The organism is Anaerolineales bacterium, from assembly GCA_015075625.1.
Taxonomy (GTDB): domain Bacteria; phylum Chloroflexota; class Anaerolineae; order Aggregatilineales; family UBA2796; genus UBA2796.
Genome location: JABTTZ010000002.1, coordinates 44461 through 67301 on the forward strand (window position 1 = coordinate 44461; position 22841 = coordinate 67301).

Sequence of the window (22841 nt, forward strand, 5' to 3'; positions counted from 1 at the left end):
TTGTGTTGACATTGTAATCCCAGTGATCCCGCTGCGAAGGCAGCGGGCGCTCACGCACGGCGATGGGCGCAAGGCATTGCGCCCCTACGGGAATTACACGAATTACCTTCTTGACGGACTACTAGGGTGAACCACATTCATTTTACAGTGTTAAGTGAATATGGTTATGGGGTACACCGTTCGGTGAACGGCGTTAACTTAACACCGTTCACTTTATCTTTTTGTTAACGGCGTTAACTTAACGCCGTAAAGGGAATTCCTAAAAGCGGGGTTTGTAGGCAATGAGGCAGATTGTGTGGTAAGGGTAGCCGCTAAGCCAAGTGAGGGCGCGATCTGCAAGGGGGGGGAGCGCCCGCAAGGGAAAGGTTGCCCCCCATCCGATCAGTTCGTGGCGGCGGCTGAGATGGCGAAACCCCCGTGTGATCTGCTGGCTGAGAATCCCGCTGCAATAGCCGACGGACTCAAGGCGCAGTCCGGCATGATCGCACAGTTCGCGGAGCATTTCCGGCGTGTAGCCGCGCCGCATATGCCCGCCATCCTCCACCACCGGATAGGGGTGCAGATCGCCGCGTGTGATGTAGCGAAAGGCGTAGTTAGGCGTCGTCAGCAGCAAGCGCCCGCCCGGTTTCAGGCAGGCGGCAACGGCGGTCATCAGACGGCGATCATCGCCCAGATGCTCAATCACCTCTGAGCAGAGGGCGACCTCAAAGGCGGCATGCCATTCCGTTCGCTGGTCAAGCTCGCGCAGATCACCGAGGGTGAAGGTGGCGGTGGGAGCATGGCAGAGCGCCGCCCGTTCTGCCGCCACCTGCTGATTCCGCTCGTCCCAACTGACGCCGAGAGCGTGATAGCCGCGTTTTGCCGCGCCAATGGTGAACGCGCCCGACCCACAGCCGAGGTCGATCAGGCGCTCCCCCGCCCCCACATAGGGCAGACGCCGCCGCAGCCACAGCCAGCGATCCAACACAAGTGTATCGCCGTGCAGGAGCGTCGCCGGAAAGCCCATGAGACGCACCAGAAGGGAACGATCCATAGGCTAAACCCTAGCGGCTGCGGCGGCGCTTAAGCAAACTGCCACTCACGCAGAATTCCATCAAGCAGCGCGGCGCTGCGCGGAAAGCTGCTGATCACCACCTGCTCATGGAGGGCGTGCGCCCCCTCGCCCATTGCCCCTAGCCCATCAAGGGTGGGGATGCCGAGGGCGGAGGTGATGTTTCCATCGCTGCCGCCGCCGCTGCCTTCTTCGGTGATCGTCAGCCCCATCTGTTCGCCAATTCCCTTTGCTTGGGCAAAGACGGCGATCATCGTTTCGTTGTGTTCCATCGGCGGACGGCTGCCCGTGTTCGTGATCTCGATCACCGCGCCGGGGAGGACAGGGGTCAGGCTGTTCATCGCGCTTTCGATGCGATCCGCCTCCGCCTGTGTCAGAAAGCGCACGTCCACCTTCGCTGTCGCCAGATCGGGAATCACATTGCTCGCCGTGCCGCCATTGACGACGGTGACGGAGACGGATGTCCCCAGATCGAGGCGGTTCAGTTCGGTGATGCGCAGTGTTTGATGGGCGAGTTCGACAACGGCGTTAATCCCCTTTTCGGGAGCGTTTCCGGCGTGGGAGGAGCGCCCCTTGACGCTGACTGTGTAGCCGGTGATTCCCTTACGCCATGTTTTCAAGCCGCCCTTTGCCCCGGCAAACTCCATGACAAGGCACAGTCCGGCGTCGGCGGCAATTTTCTCAATCGTTGTCCACGAGTGAACGCTGCCCGTTTCCTCGTCGCTGGTAAACAGCGCCCAAACGGGGCGGTTGGGAAATTCACCGCGTTCGCGCAGCCCTTTGATCACGCTGAGGACAGTGGCGATGCTCCCCTTCATGTCCCATGTGCCGGGTCCGATCAGGCGATCCCCTTCAACATGAACAGGGCGGGCGGGAACCGTTCCCAGACCCCAGACGGTATCCATATGCATCAAAAACAGGATCGGTTTACCCGGCGCGTCAGTGTTCCAGCGGGCAAAGAGCATATCGCCCACCACCGCTTGGGGAAGGCGCTCCACCGCTGCGCCAAGATCATTCTTCAGCAGCTCTTCGAGGTAATCGGCAAGTTTATCAACATGTGCTTTGCTGCCCGTTGGCGTTTCGTAGTTCGCCAGAGTCGTCGTGAGGGCGACAATCTCGGCAACATGATCGCTGTAATAGCCAAGAACAGGGTGGAGGGTTTGAGTGGTCAACAGAAAAAAACTCCCTATTTGTTGATTTTTATCAGAGGTTTGAATGATAGCCGAAAATAGGGAAAAGGGGGACAGGAAGGTTGCACAAGCGGAGCAAACATTCCCTCTACCGCGAACAGGGAGGGTTAAAACGCCCCTCGGCGGCTGATCACGGCAAAAATGGTTTTCCACAAAATGATCACGTCCAAAAGAATCGAATAATTTTGGATGTAATACAGATCATCCTCGGTGTGCTGGTGCATCGGGCGACTGGCACGCCCATTCACCTGCCACCAGCCGGTCATTCCCTGTGGTACGGCGAAGCGTTTTCGCTGCCAGGGTTCGTACTGTTCGACCAGCCAGGGCATCTCCGGGCGGGGACCAACAAGGCTCATCTCGCCGCGCAGGACGTTCATCATTTGTGGTAACTCATCAAGGCTTGTCCGTCGCAAAAACCGCCCGATGCGTGTGATGCGCGGATCGTCGGGTGTTTTCCCCACTATTTTTTGGCGATCTGCGCCGACGATCATCGTCCGAAATTTGATCATCTTGAACAAGCGCCCGTTTTCCCCTACCCGTTCCTGATGGTAAAAGGCTGCCCCGCGTGAGTCCAGCCGAATGAGGGCGGCAATGAACGCCATGATGGGGATAAGGATGGGCAGGAGAAGGAGGCACAGGGCGAGATCAAAGGCGCGTTTCGCCAGCCGCTGCGAGGGCGTCAGGGCAGGGTCGCGCAGGTTGACAAACGCCAACCCGCCAAATTCCTCCACACGGGCGCGGTGAAGGGCGAGATTGACATAATTCGGCGCAATGCGGATTTGGACGGACTGCGTCTGCAAGGCAGGGATGATCGTATGAAGGCGATCATAGGCGCTGTAAGGGAGAGTGACGATCACTTCGTCAATCCGTTCTGCCACGACAATCGCCGCCACCTGATCGATCCGCCCGATCACGGTCATCCCCTCCGCCATATCCTCGGCAGCGGGGGCATCATCCAAAAAGCCAACGATCAATGCCTGATCGTGGCTGAGTTCGGTGAGCATCTTGGCGATGTGCGCCCCAAAGGGATTTGCCCCAATGATGATCACGCGCTGGACGGGGTGCCTTTGAGCAAGGCGGCGCATGATCCGCCACACCACACGCCAGCCGATGAGCGCTGTCAGGTCGAGGACGAAAAAGTACCCCACAAGCAGCCGCGAGGTGAGCCGTTCGGAAAAATAGAGCGCCCCGGCAAGGACAAGCAGCGCGAACAGGCTTCCGGTGATCACCTGCTGAAGTTCATCGACAAAGCGGTAGGTGCGGCGCGGGTCATAGACAGCAAACAAGAGGAATGTCCCCACCCAAACGAGGCAAGCAATGAGCGTCACTGCCAAAGGGAGGTGGTAGGTGGGGGCAATGTATTCGCCAGCAGGCACGCTGAGGCGCAGTATTACCGCAAGGTGGAGCGCCCCTACGGTGAGCAGCGCATCGAGCGCCATTGCCCAAAGGGTATGGCTAAGCCGACGATGAGTGAACATATGAGAAGGATAGTGCAAAGGGATGAGGGGAGCAACTGGTAATTCGTGGTGCAGAAGTCGGCGCGGAGCTGAACGGCTTATCCGTAACTAGAAAAAGGAACATCTGCCAAGAAGGGGAACCCTCAAACGTGATCAACCAAGGCTGTGGTGAGGTTTTTAGGTCAGAACCCCTAACCCCCCCGCCCCCTTTCCCTGTCTACGGGGAAAGGGGGAGAGAGTCCCTGTCTCTGTTTACGAGGTGGGGGCAAGCCCCGAAGGGGTGTCTACTCCTAGCTTGCTGCTTTAGCGGCAGGCAATGCTTGGGTGGGCGCATAGGATGCGCCGCGACTAGACCCCCAACCGCGCCAACGCTAAGCCCACCGTGAGGGCGGTGGGCGCGGAGGGAAAGCCCCCGGCAAGCCACCGCTGGCGCACCTCCTCAAGGGTGAGCAGGTGGAGGGAAAGCTCCCCCAAATCGCCCGGATTAGGGGCGGTGATCAGCCGCGCCCCCCGCGCCGCGAAACAATGCGCTGTCCCGCAGTCTTTGGTGGAATCCATCATATACTGCCCCAGAGGAAACCATTCCGCCGCCTCAGCACCCGTCTCCTCCAAAAGTTCGCGTTGGGCGGTGTGAAGCGGGTCGGAGTTCTCTCCCGCGCCAAACTCGATGAAACCGGCGGGGAGTTCCAGAGGGAAATCGTTCAGGGCGCGACGATATTGGCGGACGAACGGCACGCGCCCATCCTCTAGCAAGGCAAAGGTGATCACAAAGGGGGTAATCACACAGCGAGCGAAACCCTCGATGACCGTCCCATCGGGGAGCGCCACATCCTCATCATAGAGACGGGCAAAGGGCGAGCGATCCAAGACAAGACGGCTGGCGACAGTTTCCCATCGCCCCGCCTGTGGTTGAAATTTGATAGGCATACAGGCTTACCCTCGCGGGCGACGGGTGGGAAAGCCGGGGGTCTGGCTGCCGCCGCGTCCGGTTGCCCCGCGCCGCGTTAGGTTTCCGTTGTTCAGTTCGCGCTTTGCCCGCTGCACATCGGACTCATGTTTGAGCAAGACGGTAAGTGTCGTCTCTAGGGTGCGTTCGTCAAGGTTATCGGCGTTGAGCATGACGAGCGCCTTCGCCCAATCCAGCGTCTCGGCAACACTGGGGTGCTTTTTCAAATCCATCGCCCGCAAGTTTTGGACGACATCGACTACTTGGGTGGCAATCCGTCCGTTCAGGTCGGGGATGCGCATCCGCACGATGTTCAGTTCTTCCTCGTGGGAAGGGTAGTTGATCGAAAGGTACAAACAACGCCGCTTAAGCGCTTCGGAGAGTTCGCGTGTGTTGTTGCTGGTGAGGATCACCATCGGCTGGTGTTTTGCCTTCAGCGTCCCTAGCTCTGGGACACTCACCTGAAAATCGCTGAGGACTTCCAACAGAAACGCCTCAAACTCGGTATCGGAGCGGTCTATTTCATCAATGAGCAAGAGCGCTGGCTCTGGCGAGATGATCGCCTGCAAGAGCGGACGTGCCAGCAAAAAACGCTCCGAGAAAAAGACATCTTCTTCCAGCGCCAAACGGTTCGCCGCCTCGCCTAAACTGCCGACATCCTTCAAAATATCTTGCAGCTTATCACGCAGAAGCTGTGTATAGAGCATCTGCTTGGCATATTCCCACTCGTAAAGCGCCTTGCTCTCGTCCAGACCTTCGTAACACTGAAGGCGGATCAACTGGCGTCCGGTGGCGCTTGCCCACACTTTGCCCAATTCGGTCTTGCCGACTCCGGCGGGTCCTTCGGAAAGGACGGGTTTTCCCAACTTTTCGGCAAGGAACAAGACGGTGGCGATCTCATCCGAGGCAATGTACTTTTGCTCGGCAAGAGCGCTGATCACAGATTTTGTATCGTTGAACATCACGACTCCTGATAGTGATTTCCTTGAGGTGGCGGTGGTGCGCAGTCTGAGGTGGGCGATCCGGCGGCGGGGAGATGGGCGCGGCGGATGGGGTGCGCGTGGGGGGTATTGTAGATTGTCGATCATTGTACACAGGAAAAAATTGTACACAAAAGGGGGGCATTCTGCCAATGGGGATGAGAGCAGCACAATGGGGTACAATCCCTCGGCATGTCCGCCCGACGCCTTGCCCTTGACGCCCGTCTGAATGCCTACCGTGAGGGGGGGATTGCCGAATATACCCGCCGTTTGGCGGAACATCTCCCCCCGCTCATGGGCGAGGATCGCCTGATGGTCATTGATCATCGCAAGGCACAAACACCCCTTGCGCCCGCAGGGATGCGGGCATTCACCCCACCGCACCATCGGCTGGAGCGGTGGGCGTTCGGGGCGGAGATCGCCCCCTTGCGGCTCGATCTTTTGCACAGCCCGGATTTTATTCCCCCGCGCTTTGGCGCACGGCGCTACGTGATCACCGTTCACGATCTGAATTTCCTCCATTACCCCCAATTCCAAACGGCAGACAGCCTTCGCTACTATGCGGGGAACATTGCCCACGCGGCGCGGCAGGCGGCGCACATCCTTGCCGATTCAGAGGCGACGAAGGGCGATTTGGTGAACATGATCGGGGTCCCGCCAGAAAAAATTACCGTCCACAAGCTTGGTGTTGATGAGTCCTACCGTCCACTACCCCCCGCTGAGGTGGACGCTGTTCGCCGCCGCTTGAACCTCCCCTCGGCGTACATCCTTTTTGTGGGGACGTTTGAGCCACGTAAAAACCTCGCTGGCTTGCTGAGCGCCTACAAGCACCTTCTGGACAGGCTGCCAGATGTCCCCCCGCTGGTCATTGCTGGACGGCGGGGCTGGCTTTACGAGACGATTTTTCAGCAGGCGGCGGCGCTTGGGGTGGGGGAATTGATCCTGTGGCGGGAGGATGTCCCCTTTGCCGCGATGCCCGCGCTCTACAATGGGGCGTCGGTGGTGGCGCTTGTCTCTCACTATGAAGGGTTTGGCTTCCCGATTTTGGAGGGGATGGCGTGTGGTGTGCCATTCGTTGCCTCGGATCGCGGATCGCTGCCAGAGGTGGCGGGAGAAGTTGGCTTGGCGGTGAACCCCGATGCTCCAGAGGAAATTGCGGCGGCGTTGGCGCGGGCACTGACTGATTCGGCATGGCGGGCGGCGGCGCGGGCGGCGGGACTGGCGCGGGCAAAGGAATTCACATGGGCGGAGACGGCGCGGGTAGTGCGGGCTGTATATCAACGAGTTCTCTCGCGGTAGGGGGGGAGTCGGGCGCATCGGATGCGCCCCTCCACAAGACGATGCGTCCCTCAATCGCCGGCAATCTGCAGCTGACCGGGCTGGCGTGCTTCGGCAACTTTCGCCGCCATTTCCCGTTCCGGTTGGGGGTACGCCGCAATGATCGTCCCGATCATGAGCAGAATCCCGCCCCACCAGACGAGGTTTACGAGCGGATTCAGGTAGACTTTGAAGGTCAGCCGATCCCCCGACCAATTCGCCAAAAGGACGTAGAAATCGCTCTCTAGCGTGGAATACTGTCCGGCGATGCTCATCGGGTTGCCGCGCTCCCCGAAGAAATCTTGACGAGGGCGAATATCCCCCACATAAGCGCCGTTGCGATAAACGGCAACATCGGCAACGACCATCTCGCGCCCATCGTCGGCACGGGCTTGGAAGGCGCTCTTGTAGATCATACTCATGTTCCCAATGGTGATCGCCTCACCCGGATTGATCGTCTCTTGCGTCTCTTGTTGGTAGACCGTGCTGCCAATGACGCCAATGCCAATGACGACCACGCCCAAGTGGACAAGATAGCCGCCATAACGACTCCGGCTGCGGGCAAAAAGGCGCGAAAGGGCGGTAAAAAACGGCTCACCCTTGCCCATCCGCGCCCGAACCCCGCGATAGAATTCCCACAACGTTGTGTATCCGGCAAAGACGATCAGACCGTAGCTGAACCACGCCCCAATCTCTGGCGGGTCGGCGGCAAAGAGGACGATCACCGTCAGGGCGGTGGCGGCAAGGGGGACGAACAGCGAACGCCCCAAGACCTTTGCCGATGCTCGTTTCCACGCCACCAGCGGGGCAACACCCATCAGGACATAGAGCGCCCCAAAAAGCGGGATCACAACGGCGCGGTAGTATTCCGCCCCTAAGGTGATCGCCTGCCCTCGGAATAATTCCGTAAAGACAGGCGCATATGTCCCCCACAAAACCATCACCGTGATCCCCACAAAGAGCCAATTATTGAGGATGAACATTGCCTCACGGCTGAGGATCGATTCCAAGCGGTGGTCACTCGCCAGTTCGCCACGCCGCCAGCGCCATAGCCAAAGCGCCACACAGCCAATGGTGATTAGCCCCAAAAAGAGCAGCATGGGGACGCCAATCGGGCTTTGGGCAAAACTGTGAACACTGGCGACGATCCCGCTGCGGGTGGCGAACGTTCCCAAGATGACGAGGGTAAAGCTGAGGATGATCAGGAACATGTTCCACGTTTTCAACATCCCCCGCCGCTGCTGGATCATGATGCTGTGGAGGAATGCCGTCGCCGTGAGCCAGGGCAGCAGCGCGGCATTTTCTACCGGGTCCCAACCCCAATAGCCGCCCCACCCTAGCACGTCATATGCCCACCGCCCGCCGAGGATCAAGCCCAAGCCGAGGAACAGCCACGCCACCAACGTCCAACGGCGCGTCGCCCGAATCCAATTTGTGTTCAACTGCCCAGAGGCAAGCGCCGCCATAGCGAATGCCCAGGGGATGGTTAGCCCCACATAGCCCGCGTAGAGCATCGGCGGGTGAATGACCATCCCCACATGGCGCAGCAGGGGGTTTAAGCCTTGCCCATCGCGGGGGAAAAAGACGGTGTGTCCGGCGGGTTGAAAAACCGCTGGCAAAATCGCGCCTGTCGCTGGATTTTCCCAGAAGCGCGTGAAGGGGTTTTCATAGAGGACGACGAGAATCATGAAAAAGGTCAGCGTCGCCATGGCAAAGACGATCATCCAGGGCATGAGCCGCCGTTCTGTGCGCCAGTTGAGCAGGATGGCTGCCCCGCTGAAGGCGCTCATCATCCACGCCCAAAACATGAGCGACCCAGGCTGCCCACCCCAGAGGGCGGTGATTTTGAAAAAGGTCGGCTCGTTCGTCTGCGTCACTGACCAAACGTATTGAATCTCGAAATGTCCTGTCAGTTGTGCGGCAATCAGCGCGAGGCACGCCGCCGTCAGCAGGGGGACGGTGAGCAAGGCGGCGTTGCGGGCGCTCAGAATCCACCGTTCGCGGTGGGTATATGCCCCGTAACAACCAACCAACATGGCGAAGATGGCGCACAAGAGCGCTAATCCCGTCGTGATGATCCCCAGTTCTGCCAACATTGCCCACCCCTAGCCTAAGCCTACTGTGTTCGCAATTTCACAAGGAATTCTACCATCGAACGCCCCGCCGAGGGAATTAGGCGGGGAAAAAGCTGAGTGTGTGGGGCTTTTTTTACTCAGGGGGTGTAAAATCGGACAGGATCACTAGCCGTTCGTCAAGAAAATTCCTAAAGAACCCCTATCCCCCCTGCCCCCTTTCCCTGTCTATGGGGAAAGGGGGAGAGATGCCCTCTCTTTGTTTACGGGGTGGGGATTAGGGTTTCCAAGCCCCGAAGGGGTGGCTGCTCCTAGCCCGCTGCTTTAGTGACAGGATCATGAGCCATCCCCCCTTTTCACTCTATTTGTACTTAGGCATATTCTTCTTCAGAGGCATCCTCAAACTCGCGCTCGCTCAGTTGGGCTTGGAGCGCTGCCTCCAAAAGGGTGATCTGATCCTCCGTGAGTTTTTCCGCTTGGTCACGCAGTTTGTCTTTTTGGTCGCCCTTCAAGGCATTTCGCAAAGATGGTTTTTTCTCTGGCGAGGCATAGACGACAGGAACAATCGGGTCTTCCAGTTCAAGAACCGCTTTAGGGCTAATGAAGACGATCAACGGTTGGACGGTGAGGTGCAAATCAGGCAGCGTCTCATCGACGATCACTTGGAGCGTGGCGGTATCGGTTTGTACTTCTTCGTAAGGATTCCCCATCCCTTCCTGGCGAAGAAAGAGGAAAACAGGGGCGAGGGGTCCTTTATTGCGGTAGTTATGAACCGTCTCCCCGCTAAATTTCACCTTTGTGATCTGAAAGCGCGTGACAATGGCGTAGACGCCATAGGGGGTGATCAACACATGGCGTGGTGTAAAGTAATTGTAGAGGACAGCATTCTTGATCCCCTCCAATCCCTCACGAATCGCTTCTTCTGGGCGAGGGGTGCGCAGGTATTCGTTGGTTAAACGTATGGAAAGTACGGTGAAAAGAATACCAAGCGGCATCACTGCACATGGTACAATGAGCAGGGCAACTGGACTGACCGGAATAAAATTCGTGATCAAGAGTCCACCCGTCAAGACAGCCAGACTGACAAAAAACATCACAGTTCCGCGTTGGCGTCCGCGCTTCACTTGACGTTCGTTGGTAACAACACGCATTGAAATGAGAATCCTCTGTTGGTGACGATTTGCTTTGTGATAGGGAACAGTCTGCGCGGATTGTACCCGATCCACGCGATTCAGCGATTGTTCGCTCTCATGGTTCTATGCGGGCTGTTTCTGAGCGGCTGTACGACGGGGTATCTCCCCAACCCAACCCCACCACCAGAGCAAACACGGCGCACGAGCGACGGGCTGAGCGCCCTCGATGCCACCCGCACCGCAGAAGCAACGCCGGGGATCATCTTTGGTCCGGTGACAAACCCGACACACCTCCCCGCTGGAACGCGGATTGCTCCCACCCCTACCCCCCGTTCTCTGACTGTAGCAGCAGGGGCAACGGCGACCTTTGGGGCAGCCTTTCAGGTGACAACCCCCGTCCCCCCTACGGCAACACCAACCGCCAGCCCCACCGAGACAACCACCCCACTGCCCACCATGCCCGCCCTTCCCACGCTGCAAGGGGGGACAACTGAGTTCGGTCCCATCGTTCCGCCCAATTACACGCCGCAGGCAAGCCCCACACCGAAAGTGACGGCAACCTTGGGGGCAGGGGCGCTGCCCCCTGTTGTAACACCGGGACCCTCCCCCACAGCGGGCGGATTCTTGCGCCGAAACCGGATGGGGATTCACCTTCACAACAACCTGACCGATGAACAGTTTGCCCGAATGCTGGATTTTGCCGAGGCATTGGGTGTGCGCTGGATCAAGGTGCAGATCAGTTGGAAACTCTACGAACCGGAGCGCGGTATTCTGACCGAGGCGTACCGAGGGCAGGTCTTGAACCTTCAACGGGCGAGTATCCGTGGGTTCAAGGTCATGCTGAGCATTGCCCAAGCGCCGGATTGGGCGCGTCCGGCGGCGGTGCGCGGCATAGAAGATGGTCCTCCCGACGATCCCGCCGAGTTCGCCGTTTTTGTGGGGCGTTTGGTGCGCGATGTCAAACCGGAGTTTATTGATGCCATTGAACTCTGGAACGAGCCAAACCTGAGCCGTGAATGGCGGGGAAAAGCGATCAGCGGCGGCATCTACATGACCTATTTTCGGGCTGGTTATGAGGCGATCCTCGCTGAACAAATCGCCGCCCCTTCAGCGACGAAACCGGATCATCGTATTATGGTCATCACCGCTGGACCCGCCCCGACGATCACTTTTACGGGGAGTACGGTGGGTGATCGGGAATTTATTGGGCAGCTTTACGATGCGGGCTTGGCAACCTTTGGTGAGGATGTGGCGCTAGGGGCGCACCCTTACGGATGGGGAAACCCCCCCGAGGGGCGCTGTTGCGATCCGGCACCGGGGGTCACCGGTTGGTATGAGCATCCTAGTTTTTATTTTCGGGAAACGCTCGATGCCTACCGTGATATTATGCGCACACATGGGCATACACGGGCAAAAGTGTGGGTGACGGAATTCGGCTGGGCTTCCTATGACGGCTTAGCCCGCAGCGATGGAAAACCTGCCCGTGCCGATCCGAATGTGGGCTGGCAAGCGCTCATCAACCAGACCCAGCAGGCAGATTACATCGTCCGCGCTTTCCGTTTGGCACAGCAGCCCCCCTACTACGATTACGTGGCGGGGATGATCCTGTGGAACTTGAATTACACGATGATCCCGGGTCTGGTTGATGCGGGTGGTGAACAAGCGGGATTCTCGCTGCTGGATGCGAATGGCAACCCACGTCCGGCGTTCACCGCCCTCAAAAACGAGGCGAAAGAGTAGCCTCGTTCCCCTGCAATCCCTACACATCCTGATAGGCACGCAGCGCCGCCGCAATCCGCCCTTCGGCGGGGTAGGCGGCGGGGGCGAATGGTTGTCCCGTTAGTTTCTCATACGCCCCGATGTAACGGGAGGCAACTTCGACAATCAGCGCTGGGGACATGGGCGGCGGTTCGCCTTCCCCTCGGTAGCCGTGCGCCACATACCATTTGCGCAGATATTCTTTGTCATAGTGTTCTGGGTCGCTTGCGCCGCCATAGGTGCTGGCGATCCAATAACGGCTGCTGTCTGGCGTGTGAACTTCATCGATCAGCGCTAACTGCCCATCGATTAGCCCGAACTCATACTTGGTATCGACCAGAATCAAGCCCGCCTCCGCTGCCACCGACTGCCCCCGCCGAAACAACCCTAAGGCTGCCGCTTCAACCTGCGCCCAAAGCGCGGGAGAAACAAGCCCGCGCTCCAAAATTGCCTTCGGCGTCAGCGGCTCGTCATGCGCCCCATGGGCGGCTTTCGTTGTGGGGGTGAGGATGGGGGTGGGCAGCGGATCGTTTTTCCGCAGCCCGTCTGGAAGCGCCACGCCATAGGGGTGGCGTTCCCCCGCGTTATAGAGCGTCCACAGGCTGGTGCTGGTGACGCCCGTAATGTAGCCGCGCACAATGACCTCTACCGGAAGCGGCTGCGCCTCGTGAACGATCATCACATTCGGATCGGGCGTGGCGATGTGGTGGTTGCCGACAATATCGCTTGTCTGGGCAAACCACCAGGCGCTCAGTTCGTTCAACACCTGCCCCTTGTACGGGATCAGCCCCAAAATATGATCAAAGGCTGAAATGCGATCCGTCGTGATCAGCACGCGCCGCCCCCCAGAGAGGCGGTACATGGCACGCACTTTTCCGCTTGTTTTCGCACCCAACCCCACTATATCTACCTCATCCAGCGCGTGCCGGATACCGTCCAAAAGATCATCACGGCTCAGGTTCATGCGAAATTCACCCCGTTCTGAAAGATCGTCAAGCCCAGACCAACCTGCCCTCTCTCCTCGCGCCGCCAATCGGGATGCTGCCAGGGGAAAATATGATTTTCCGGGTGGGGCATGAGTCCGAGGACATTCCCCGCCGGGTTCGTTAAGCCAGCAATTGCCCCCTGAGAGCCGTTGGGGTTATCCGGGTAGCCCTCGCCCGCATAGGTCAGGGCAATCACCCCCGCCTGCCAGAGGCGGTCTAGCGTTCTGCCCTTCACCGCCAGCAAGCGCCCTTCTCCATGCGCCACCGGACAGGCAATCCGTTCGGTGATTCCATCTGTAAATAGGCACGGGCTGAAGGGATTCGCTTGGAGTGTGACCCAACGACATTCAAACTGATGGGATTCATTGAAGGTGAGCGTCACCAGGCGTTCTCCTTTTTCCCCCTCAATGCCCGGCAGAATACCCGCCTTAACGAGCGTCTGAAAGCCATTGCAAATCCCCAATACGGGGCGTCCCTCAGCCACAAAGCGCCGCATGGCATCCCCGATCTGGTGTTCCAACGCCAGCGCCCAGAGTTTCCCCGCACCGAGATCATCCCCATGTGAGAATCCGCCCGGCACAATGAGCATGTGGTAACCCATCAGGCTGCGCTCACCCTTCAGCAGCGCGTTCATATGGACGATCTCCGGCTCACCGCCCGCATAGTGAACGGCAAGCGCCGCATCCCGATCTCGGTTTGAGCCGTTGGCGTGGAGGATGATCACCCTCTTTTTACCCTGTTGCACGGTGAGCGGCTGGCGCTCACGGCGGGTAATGGCGATGGGGGTTGGGGCGTTATCGCCATAGGCAGGGGGGCGCGATGGTGTGCCAAACGCCTTCTCTGCCTCGGCAATGCTCAGGGAAACTGTCTCTTTGCCGCGCTGGAGGATCAACCGTTCGTCTGCCGTCACCGTCCCGATCCGCGCATGAGGAATACCCGCCATAAGTGCCTCGAAGGGGGCAATCTGAGCGAAGGGAACTTCAACAATAAAGCGCGTTAGGGACTCGCTGAACAAGACCGATGCCAAGTTGGGCATTTCTGCCGCACCGGGGGCGACGGAGAGATCAATCACGGCGGCTAAGCCTGTATTCAGACACATTTCCGCCAGCGCCACGCCTATCCCACCTTCGGACGGGTCGTGACAAGCGGCAATATGTCCTGCCTTCACTGCCTTGTGGAGCGCCCGCAGAAGATCAAGCGCACCCGACACGGGTTGGGGAAGCACCTCACCAACGGCACCTGTCAGCCGTTCGTAATGACTTCCCGCCCGTTCGTCGCGGGTTGTCCCCACCAGATAAAGGGCATTGCCCGCCGCTTTGAGGTCGCTGGTGACCGTTTTTCGCGCATCCGGCACAAGCCCAACGGCGGAAATAAGCAGCGTGGCGGGAATGGCGTGGCGCGTCCCTGTCTCGTCGGCATATTCGTTGTTCAGGCTGTCTTTGCCGGAAATATAGGGTGCGTTGTAGGCAACTGCCGCATCATGGCAGCCCTGCGCACAGCGGACGAGAGACCCCAAGCGGTCTGGAAGGTTGGGATTTCCCCAACAGAAGTTATCCAAGAGGGCAACCTGATCGGGGTCTGCGCCAATGGCAACCAGATTGCGGAATGCCTCGTCCACTGCCGCAAATGCCATGATATAGGGATCGCGCTCCCCGATCAGGGGGGCGAGACCCGCGCTGAGGGCGACGCCGCGCAGCGCCTCCGCATCGGATGGCTGCTGACCTAACAAGGTATCTAAGGGGACAAGCACAGCGCCATCGTTCGGTTCGCCGCCCGCCCGGATTGGTTTTACCGCGCCGCCGCCCTGTACCTCATGATCATAGCGCTGGATTACGTCGGCGCGGCTGCGAATGTTCGGGTGTGCCAAAAGCGCCAACAGTGTGGGGAGGACGGGCGGTTCGTTCGTTACAACCGGCGCAGGGGGTGGGGTGGGACGCCACACGGCGGTTAGGCGGCGCTGCGGAATTCCCTCGTGGAGGAAGGTCATCGATATATCGCCAACCGTTTTCCCCTCGTAATCAAGGCGCAGCCGCCCTGTCGCCACCAAGTTGCCAATTGCCACCCCCTCCACATCGTGTTCGGCGCAAATTGCCTGAAACGCCGCCCAATGTTCGGGCGGAATCGCCAATACAATCCGCTCTTGCGCTTCGCTCAGCCAGATTTCCCAGGGACGCAAGCCCGGATACTTCAGAGGGACGCGCTCCAGAAAGACGTGCGCTCCAATGTCCTTCGCCATCTCACCCACCGCCGAGGATAAACCACCCGCCCCGCAATCGGTGATCGCATGGTAGAGCTTGGCATCACGGGCGCGAAGGACAACCTCTTGAACTTGTTTTTCGTGAATGGGGTGTCCAATCTGGACGGCGCTGCCAGCGATCTGTCCTGTGGTCTGATCCATCTCCATACTGGAAAAAGTCGCCCCGCGCAGACCATCGCGCCCCGTCCGCCCGCCAATAACAACGATCCAATCGCCCGCTTGTGGGGCAGTCACATGTGAGCCATGTGGCAAAATGCCTAAACATCCACAAAAGACAAGCGGGTTGCTGGTATAGCCCGGGTGGTAAAACATTGCCCCGTTGACCGTCGGAATCCCCATCTTGTTGCCGTAATCCTCGATCCCCCGCACAACACCCTCGCGGATGCGCTGCGGGTGAAGGACACCCTTCGGGAGTGTTTGAGTATCCAATTCGCCAAAACACAGGACATCCGTATTGGCAATGGGGCGGGCGCTAACACCCAAAATATCGCGGATCACGCCGCCGACTCCCGTGTTTGCCCCGCCGAACGGTTCGAGGGCGGAAGGGTGGTTGTGCGTCTCCACTTTGAAGGCGAGATCAAACCGCTCGTCAAAGGCAATGATTCCGGCGTTATCGACAAATGCCGAACGCACCCAGTCGCGGTTCACGGTTTCGGTGGCGGCGCGGATGTAGGTTTTCAGTAAGCCGTCAATGTGCTGCGGGGTGCTGCCTTCTGTCGCCGCTGGTAGAGGGGCGTCATAGTCAATCAAGGCGCGAAAGGTTTTGTGAACGCAGTGTTCGCTCCACGTTTGGGCGATCATCTCCAATTCAACATCCGTCGGATCGCGCCCCTCGCTCTGAAAATAGGTTCGGATTGCCGCCATCTCAGGGAGGTTCAGCGCCAGACGGCGCTCTGTGCTGATTACCGCCAGCGCCTCATCATCCGCGTCACGCAGGGCGACCACCTCTACCGTACCATCGGCTGCGTGGACGGCGAGGAAGGGGGGCGTAATCGGCGTGTTCAGGCTGTAGCGTTGGACAGTCCCATTGCTGAACCGCTCGGCAAGGGCGTGAAGGGCATCGGACGTTTGGAGTGTGCCGGCAATTCGGTAGCGGCGTCCGGTTGCCGCCTCGGAAAGGGTGTACCCAAGCCAGCCCGCCGCCCGCATCAGGTTTTCGGCGGCTGGGTCGGTGACACCGGGAAGGTAGGTTACATCAATAAATGCCCGCGTTGGCGCAGTATTTATGGTGAACGTCTCCGAGACAGGATCGCACAACAGCGTCCGCGCCACCTGATCGATATCCTGTGGGGTCAGCGCTCCACGTAGAAAATAAAGCGTACTTGGCGAATGATCGTCCAACGGGGCGCGGCGGGGCTGTACCTCCACCGTATAGGTTGTTATCGGCTCGCTCAATGGGAATCCTCAACGGTCTGGGCAGCTTGCGAATGGTGCGGATTGTACCACCCAAGTGGCGTAGGGAGGCTAGGTTCTGTTAACGTTGTAATTCTCGTAGGGGTGCAATGCATTGCGCCCATCGCCCTGTGTGAGCGCTCAACGTTTTCACCTCAGGCTATGCGTAGGCGTCATTTCAACATTTGGGTTTGTCGTTTGGCTCCCCTCACTCCCGACCCCTCAGCATAGACAGGGGAAGGGGGCGACAATAGCGTTTACCCTCACCCCCCTGCGACCCGCCTTCGGCGTATACCCGCTTCTTCCACACATGGGCAAAGGTGGGAGAATCGAGACATCTCACGGATAGACCGCTCCAATGCGCCGATCTGGGGCGCTCTCTATTGCATCCTCACAAGAATCCTATCAGAAATTTCCACCCCTCTGACTGAACGAACCTTCGTGCGTGGTACAATTTAGGCTATGCTCATGCTCAGCGATTTTCGCGTTCGCCAGCGCGATTACCTTTTGGAAATCACCCGCGCCATCACCGCCCAGCTTGATCTGGAAGAGGTGCTGCGGGTGATCTTAACTGCCTCGCTCGCCATGCTTGGCGGTGAGGTGGGGTTGATTGCCCTCCGTGAGCCAGATCGTCGCTTTCGCGCCCGCGCCAGCATCGGCATCCCTGCCGACCAACTGTCACTCTTTGATCCCCTTTTGGAAGATATTGACGATGCGACGGGGACGGGGCTGAACTACCCCGATCTGGAACTAAAAATGCGCCGCATCGCCCGCAAGCTGGATATTCGTCTGCGCCAAGTGGCGGCGCTGCCGCTGCTCATCCGCAACGAGATATTAGGGGTGATTTTTGTCTTTCGCACCTATGGCGGGCAGCCCAACCCCAACGATCTGATCGTCCTCCAAAGTTTTGCCGACCAAGCGGCAATCGCCGTCGTCAACGCCCGTCTCTACCAAACGGTGAATGAAGAACGGCGGCGTTTGGCGGCAATCTTGGATCACGGCGCGGATGGCGTGCTGATCCTCGCCCCTGATGAACGGATTGTCCGCTTCAACCGTGCGTTGGAACGGATCACCGGTTGGCAGATGGCGGATGCCTTAGGGCGCTTGCATGAGACGGTCATTGCCTGGGAGCGCATCGAACACGGGCTACCCCTCAGCGAGGCATTGCAGACAGGGTATTTCAAACACGGCGATGACACCCTCTATGTCGAGGGCGATATTCTCCGCCCAGACGGATCGCGGATCAGCCTCGGTGTCACCTATGCCGCCTTGTATGGCGAGGATGGCGGGCTGCTCAATCTGGTGGCAAACGTCCGTGATATTACCCATTGGCGGCGGGCGCAAGAGGCGAAAAATACCTTCATCTCGATCATCTCCCACGAATTGAAAACCCCCGTCGCCCTGATCAAAGGCTACGCCAACACGCTGCGCCGCGACGACGCTACATGGGACAAAGCGACCATCCGCGAGGGGTTGGCGGTCATCGAAGATGAGACAGATCGCCTGACCGAGTTAATTGAGAATCTGCTCACCGCGTCAAAGTTGCAGGCAGAGGGGATGCGCCTGACGCATATTGACAGCGTGAATCTCCCCGCAGTGGCGGCACGCAGCGTAGAACGCTTTCGCACCCAAACACATCACCACACCCTGATTTTGGACTTTCCCCCACACTACCCCTCTGTGCCGGGGGATGAAGGGCGCTTGCGGCAGGTCATTGATAACCTTGTTAGCAATGCGATCAAGTATTCCCCTAAGGGGGGTGAGATTCGCCTGACGGGGAAGGTTGAGGGAGATATGGTCACTCTCGCCATCAGCGATCAGGGTGTGGGCATCCCTGCCGATGAGCGAGACCATATTTTCGAGCCGTTTTATCGCGTAGACGATACCCTTACCCGCCAAACGCAAGGGACTGGCTTAGGGCTTTACCTTGCCCAAGCAGTGGTGAAGGCACACGGCGGCACAATCAGCGTCGAGAGCAAACCGGAGCGCGGGTCAACCTTCACCATCCGCCTCCCCCGCGAAGTTACCGAAAGCTAAGGAAAGAGATACACTCCCTATGAATCCTCGTGGCGTGCCGCAAGTACAAGTGAAATGCCCCAACTGTGGGCAGCCCTTCGCTACCTCCCTAGAGCAAGTGATTGATGGCGGGCGCGACCCCAACGGCAAGGCGCGGCTGCTTTCTGGGCGGGTGAATGTCGCCCAATGTCCGGCGTGCGGGGTTGATTTTCGCTTGTCAACGCCGCTGCTCTATCATGATGCCCGCAAGGAACTGCTGATCACCTACATCCCGATGGAATTGGGAATGCCCCGCGACGAGCAAGAACGGCTCATCGGGCAGATGCAGCAGGCGATCACGCAGAGCCTTCCCCAAGAGCAGCGCAAGGGCTATTTGCTCATGCCCAAAAATGCGCTCACCCTTCAGGGGATGCTTGATACCATCCTTGAAGCGGATGGAATCACGAAAGAAGTCCTTGAAGCGCGGCGGGCAAAGCTGGCGCTGGCAGAGCAGTTCCTCCAAGCACCGGAGGATAATTTTGATGCGCTTGTCCAAGAACACGACGATGCCCTTGATGAAGAATTCTTCATGATGCTCACCGCATCGGGCGAGGCGGCGTTGGCGGGCGGGCGGCAGGATGTAGCCGGACAAATTTTGGGGCTGCGCCAGAAACTTCTGGAACGGGCGACCATCGGGCAGACGCTGCTTGCCAATGCCAAACAGCAGGAGCAGGTAATTGCCGAAGTTGGGGCGATTCTAGATACCTTAGGGGGGACACCAACCCGTGACGACATTGTGAATGTCTTGATTCGGGTTGGGCAAGAGAAAGGCTTAGAGGCGCTCCCCATTGCTATCAGCATGATGCGCCCCGCCCTTGATTACAACGTGTTCATGCTCCTTGCGCGGCGGATTGAAGAAGCCCCCGACGCAGAGAAGGCAGCACTCACCGAAATACGCGATCTCGCTGTGCGCATCACCCAAGAGATTGACCAGCAGAGTCAGCAGGTGGCGGGGCAGGCGGTTCAGGTCTTGCAGGCAATTGTCGATAGCGACGATCTGGACGCGGCGTTGGAGCAGTATGCTGAAGTCATTGATGATACATTTCTCGCCGTCCTGACAGCAAACATGGATAACGCTGCCCAACGGGGTAACCAAGCAGCATTGGCAAAGCTGGAAGCGATCTATGGGCGGATCATGGACATGATGCAAGAAAACGCCCCACCCCCGCTGCGGTTGATCAACGAGGCGATGCGTGCGCCAGACCTCCCCACCGCCGAGGGAATTATTCGGGCGCGGGCGGCAGAATTCGGCACAGAACTGCCCGATCTCTTTGAGGTGCTGATCGCTGAACTGATGCCACAAGGGGAGACGCCCGTCTTGGAGCGTCTACGGGCGCTGAAGGCGGCGGCGGTGAGCGCCTTAAACGGCGGGACGGGCGGTGCGTCTGCGATGCCGCTTAGTGGGGATCAGGGTGAGGAAACCAGCAAGGGCGGCATCATCCTTCCCTTCACACGGAATCGCCCGAAAAAGTAAGGTGTGTAGGGGGTGAGGGGCGACATCCGCCCACCCTCTACCGCTTTTGCGGGGGGAGACGATAGAGAAACCAGAACGGCTCAGGGGGATATGCCCCCACAACCCGCTCATCCCAGATGAACCAATCAACCTGATCGGCAGCGCGGCGAATGCGGTTATCAACGTTCGCCAGCGTTCCGGTTAACTCCTCGTCCCATTTCCCAAGCCGCTCTAGGTCATCCTTTAGCCATTCAATCATGACCCGCTTTTCCATTGCCGAAGGGTAATTTTCGCGGGCAAGGCGAGGGTTTTCCTCTGCCTCGGCAAGGAACTGCCCCAATGCCGTTAGGCGAGATTTCACCTCGTGCAGCAGTTTTCCCTCGTAATGAAATGCCCATTCCTTGCGTTGCCCTTCAAAGACCTGCACTGCTTTCTCTAAAGCAAGGGCTTGGGCGGGCGCAAGGCGCTCCCGAAGGGCGTTCAGCCGGTGCAGCCGCATGAGCAGACTGCCCATCGTCAGTTTGGGCATTGTGTTGTTGCCCAATTCCCCGTAGAGTTCCGTCCCGTAGAGGTAATGTTTAAGCGTCTCAGGCTCGGTCATTGCCTCCACCGCTCGTAAATCACGGGTGAGATCGACATCAAATAGGGGCTTGGCGGGTGCGCCCATAAGTATACCTCTGGCTAGTTCTCTCGCCGTTTATCGCGCTTTGTAGCGTTTGACATTGGTGAAAGTGGGGTTGCCTTTGATCGCCTCGTAGCGCTTTTCGCCCTCTTCGCGCCACCATTCCACTACATAGACGCCTTCGGTGTTCGTGTAGCCAAAGGTGGGCAAAAATTGGAGCATTTGGGCAAAACCGGCAATCAGGGTTTGGTTTTCCTTATCGGCGGAAACCTTCAGCCACACATTTGGCTGCCATTCAAGCCCAATCGTCATGCCGTTCCATACCCCTTCCATAAGGAAGGGCGGTTCAGCGCGGACGCAATCAAGGTAGATCGACCCAAAGCGCATTGCCCAAAGGTTTTGGTTCACCCGCTCCTCAATGTAATAGGGGCGGTGTTCTGGCTCGTTGTAAAACCATGTGCGGGAATTCGTCGTCATGCCCTTGTCTCCGGGATGTGTTCTCAGAAATTCGTTCAGGTGTGGGGAAAGTGTATCGCTTTCCCCGCGTTTATGCCATGTTCTGCCATGTGTTTGTTGTTGCCGTTAGGCGTTAGGGTCTCGTCCTCGTCATAATTTATAGGGCGAACCCTCACCCCGTAGCCCTCTCAGCCCACTCGTGGGAGAGGGGGATCGTTCTTTGAGGGGGAAGGTCTCTCAGACTGCCCCTTTTGATAGATTTGATACATGCTGGGCTGACAGCTTCAACAGCGTAAGCATTAATTCTCTCTATTGTTTTGCGCTCACCCGCATGGCAAAACGATCCCCGGGATTCGGGGCGGGGGTGGACACAATCTGCGCGGTGTGGTTCGGTGGGTCGATGCTCAGATCAGCGCGGGTGACGATTACCGCCGCCGAGAGCATCAGCAAGGATTCCGCCATCCCCGCGCCGAGGCAGGTATGCGCTCCCAAACTGAAGGGCGTGTAGACATTTGCCGGCAGCCCGCTAAACGTCCGCTCATGGCGAAATTCATTGGGGGCATAGAAATACTCTGGCAAAAAGTGGGTAACACCGTTCGCCACCATGACATCCGTCCCAATAGGAATATCGTAACCACCAAACTGAAAAGCCTGCCGTGCGGTGCGCATGGTGATCGGGGCGATCATATACATGCGGAGCGTTTCCAATGCTGCGCCGTGCAGCGCCTTCAGCGAGCGTAAATCGCCCAGTGTTGGCGTCCCTTGTTGCAGCAGCGCCTCTGCCTCAGAGCGCACGGCGGCAAGGGCGGCGGGGTGCTTCAGCAAGGCATAGAGCATAAAACTGAGTGTGTTCGCCAGCGTATCCATGCCCGCCACATACGCGCCAATGCCGATCAAGATCAGGTCGTCATTTGTGTAAGGGTTGCCCTCCCGATCACGGGCATCCAGCGAGAGGTCAACGAGATCGCCGCCCTGTGGGGTTATTCGATGATCATCGATCAGGTGTTGGAGGAATTCCCGCGTTTTTGCCCGTGCCGTCAGATAGCGCTTGGAGCGAAGCGTCCAACGGGGCGATGTGCCAAGCATTGTCACGTTGACGATGATCCGTAGAAAATCACGGACATAAGGGAAATACGCGCCCAACGCCCGCCCGCCGAGGACGATCCCCAACTGATCGGTGATCAGGTGTTGGATTGCCGCCACAACCGGCACGCGCCCTCGCGTTGTCCAGCCCTCAACATGCTCACGGGCGATGCTGATCAAGCGTTCAATATGGGGGGTAATTGCCTCTTTTGCATAGCCCGGACGCAAGACTTTCCGTAAGTGGCGGTGCGGATCATCTTCCATTGCTGGCAAGAATGCGCCATTGCCCATCTCGCGGGCAAAACCGCCGAAAAAGCGCTCCCCTGTAAAGAGATCATTGCCCTGTTTTGCTAAGAGACGGTTTGCCTCAATGCCCGCAAGGATGGTGTAATCGCGGCTGAGAATGCGTATCCGGTAGATTGCCCCGAAGCGGTGGTAGTTTTCCACCAAAAAGCGCGTCATATCTCCACGCAGTTTGAGGGCGTTGCCCAGAAGGGGCAGCCCCGGCACAAGGGGGGGACGTTCGGCGGTGGTTGTGGTGAGCAGGGTATCGGTCATGGGTAAAGCCTCGTCCTCGGCGCACGAAACAGGATAGTTTGCGGTAGAGATAGGGTGTATGCACCTATCTCTACC

General features: G+C 58.5%; 16 protein-coding genes. 4 read left to right on the forward strand and 12 right to left on the reverse strand.

Features of this window, described 5'->3' with window-relative positions; translation table 11 throughout:
• Positions 1–259: 259 nt before the first annotated feature.
• The 5 genes from HS103_08865 to HS103_08885 all read right to left on the reverse strand — a co-directional run bounded on the left by HS103_08865 (position 260) and on the right by HS103_08885 (position 5606).
• Entirely contained in the window at positions 260–1033 is a 774-nt protein-coding gene (locus HS103_08865; GenBank protein ID MBE7512910.1) for a class I SAM-dependent methyltransferase, read from the reverse strand.
• A gap of 29 nt (positions 1034–1062) precedes the next feature.
• Positions 1063–2223 (reverse strand): M20 family metallopeptidase, encoded by a 1161-nt coding sequence (locus HS103_08870; protein MBE7512911.1) that lies wholly within the window; start codon positions 2221–2223, stop codon positions 1063–1065.
• Positions 2224–2348: 125 nt separating this feature from the next.
• Positions 2349–3719 carry a sugar transferase gene (locus HS103_08875; GenBank protein ID MBE7512912.1) on the reverse strand — a complete coding sequence of 457 codons (1371 nt, stop codon included), beginning with the start codon at positions 3717–3719 and terminating at the stop codon, positions 2349–2351.
• A gap of 327 nt (positions 3720–4046) precedes the next feature.
• A complete protein-coding gene (locus HS103_08880; GenBank protein ID MBE7512913.1) occupies positions 4047–4625 on the reverse strand; it encodes an NUDIX hydrolase in 579 nt (192 codons plus the stop codon).
• A gap of 6 nt (positions 4626–4631) precedes the next feature.
• A complete protein-coding gene (locus HS103_08885; GenBank protein ID MBE7512914.1) occupies positions 4632–5606 on the reverse strand; it encodes a MoxR family ATPase in 975 nt (324 codons plus the stop codon).
• 210 nt (positions 5607–5816) lie between these two features.
• On the opposite strand from HS103_08885, the gene HS103_08890 reads away from it, so the two are divergent.
• Positions 5817–6923 carry a glycosyltransferase family 4 protein gene (locus tag HS103_08890; GenBank protein MBE7512915.1) on the forward strand — a complete coding sequence of 369 codons (1107 nt, stop codon included), beginning with the start codon at positions 5817–5819 and terminating at the stop codon, positions 6921–6923.
• A gap of 50 nt (positions 6924–6973) precedes the next feature.
• Here the strand turns inward: HS103_08890 and HS103_08895 are convergent, their stop codons facing one another.
• Both HS103_08895 and HS103_08900 read right to left on the reverse strand, forming a co-directional pair.
• Positions 6974–9037: a heme lyase CcmF/NrfE family subunit gene (locus HS103_08895; protein ID MBE7512916.1), complete on the reverse strand. Its 2064-nt coding sequence runs from the start codon at positions 9035–9037 to the stop codon at positions 6974–6976.
• A 347-nt stretch (positions 9038–9384) separates the two neighbouring features.
• Positions 9385–10164: a hypothetical protein gene (locus HS103_08900; protein MBE7512917.1), complete on the reverse strand. Its 780-nt coding sequence runs from the start codon at positions 10162–10164 to the stop codon at positions 9385–9387.
• A 36-nt stretch (positions 10165–10200) separates the two neighbouring features.
• Between HS103_08900 and HS103_08905 the strand changes: the two genes are divergently transcribed.
• The gene (locus tag HS103_08905; protein ID MBE7512918.1) at positions 10201–11886 is read left to right on the forward strand and encodes a hypothetical protein; all 1686 of its coding nucleotides are present in this window, start codon (positions 10201–10203) and stop codon (positions 11884–11886) included.
• Between the two features lie 19 nt (positions 11887–11905).
• On the opposite strand, the gene HS103_08910 is transcribed toward HS103_08905, so the two are convergent.
• Positions 11906–12868, reverse strand: a complete 963-nt coding sequence (locus tag HS103_08910) for a phosphoribosylaminoimidazolesuccinocarboxamide synthase (GenBank protein ID MBE7512919.1) — start codon at positions 12866–12868, stop codon at positions 11906–11908.
• Positions 12865–16542 carry a phosphoribosylformylglycinamidine synthase subunit PurL gene (purL, locus tag HS103_08915; GenBank protein MBE7512920.1) on the reverse strand — a complete coding sequence of 1226 codons (3678 nt, stop codon included), beginning with the start codon at positions 16540–16542 and terminating at the stop codon, positions 12865–12867. The genes HS103_08910 and purL overlap by 4 nt, the downstream gene beginning before the upstream one ends.
• Before the next feature lie 465 nt (positions 16543–17007).
• Here purL and HS103_08920 point away from each other — a divergent pair, with 465 nt between their 5' ends.
• Together HS103_08920 and HS103_08925 are read left to right on the forward strand one after the other, a co-directional pair.
• Positions 17008–18576 carry a PAS domain S-box protein gene (locus tag HS103_08920; protein ID MBE7512921.1) on the forward strand — a complete coding sequence of 523 codons (1569 nt, stop codon included), beginning with the start codon at positions 17008–17010 and terminating at the stop codon, positions 18574–18576.
• 19 nt (positions 18577–18595) lie between these two features.
• Entirely contained in the window at positions 18596–20068 is a 1473-nt protein-coding gene (locus HS103_08925; GenBank protein MBE7512922.1) for a hypothetical protein, read from the forward strand.
• Positions 20069–20105: 37 nt separating this feature from the next.
• On the opposite strand, the gene HS103_08930 is transcribed toward HS103_08925, so the two are convergent.
• The 3 genes from HS103_08930 to HS103_08940 form a co-directional block, all read right to left on the reverse strand.
• Positions 20106–20714, reverse strand: a complete 609-nt coding sequence (locus HS103_08930) for a hypothetical protein (protein ID MBE7512923.1) — start codon at positions 20712–20714, stop codon at positions 20106–20108.
• 30 nt (positions 20715–20744) lie between these two features.
• Positions 20745–21146 (reverse strand): hypothetical protein, encoded by a 402-nt coding sequence (locus tag HS103_08935; protein ID MBE7512924.1) that lies wholly within the window; start codon positions 21144–21146, stop codon positions 20745–20747.
• Between the two features lie 288 nt (positions 21147–21434).
• A complete protein-coding gene (locus tag HS103_08940) occupies positions 21435–22766 on the reverse strand; it encodes a cytochrome P450 (protein MBE7512925.1) in 1332 nt (443 codons plus the stop codon).
• Between the last annotated feature and the right edge of the window lie 75 nt (positions 22767–22841).

Bases quoted from the DNA above. Each gene is read 5' to 3' on its own strand.
- HS103_08865 (MBE7512910.1), bottom strand. From the start codon at position 1,033: ATGGATCGTTCCCTTCTGGTGCGTCTCATGGGCTTTCCGGCGACGCTC.
- HS103_08875 (MBE7512912.1), bottom strand. From the start codon at position 3,719: ATGTTCACTCATCGTCGGCTTAGCCATACCCTTTGGGCAATGGCGCTC.
- HS103_08880 (MBE7512913.1), bottom strand. From the start codon at position 4,625: ATGCCTATCAAATTTCAACCACAGGCGGGGCGATGGGAAACTGTCGCC.
- HS103_08885 (MBE7512914.1), bottom strand. From the start codon at position 5,606: ATGTTCAACGATACAAAATCTGTGATCAGCGCTCTTGCCGAGCAAAAG.
- HS103_08890 (MBE7512915.1), top strand. From the start codon at position 5,817: ATGTCCGCCCGACGCCTTGCCCTTGACGCCCGTCTGAATGCCTACCGT.
- HS103_08895 (MBE7512916.1), bottom strand. From the start codon at position 9,037: ATGTTGGCAGAACTGGGGATCATCACGACGGGATTAGCGCTCTTGTGC.
- HS103_08900 (MBE7512917.1), bottom strand. From the start codon at position 10,164: ATGCGTGTTGTTACCAACGAACGTCAAGTGAAGCGCGGACGCCAACGC.
- HS103_08910 (MBE7512919.1), bottom strand. From the start codon at position 12,868: ATGAACCTGAGCCGTGATGATCTTTTGGACGGTATCCGGCACGCGCTG.
- HS103_08920 (MBE7512921.1), top strand. From the start codon at position 17,008: ATGCTCAGCGATTTTCGCGTTCGCCAGCGCGATTACCTTTTGGAAATC.
- HS103_08925 (MBE7512922.1), top strand. From the start codon at position 18,596: ATGAATCCTCGTGGCGTGCCGCAAGTACAAGTGAAATGCCCCAACTGT.
- HS103_08930 (MBE7512923.1), bottom strand. From the start codon at position 20,714: ATGGGCGCACCCGCCAAGCCCCTATTTGATGTCGATCTCACCCGTGAT.
- HS103_08935 (MBE7512924.1), bottom strand. From the start codon at position 21,146: ATGACGACGAATTCCCGCACATGGTTTTACAACGAGCCAGAACACCGC.
- HS103_08940 (MBE7512925.1), bottom strand. From the start codon at position 22,766: ATGACCGATACCCTGCTCACCACAACCACCGCCGAACGTCCCCCCCTT.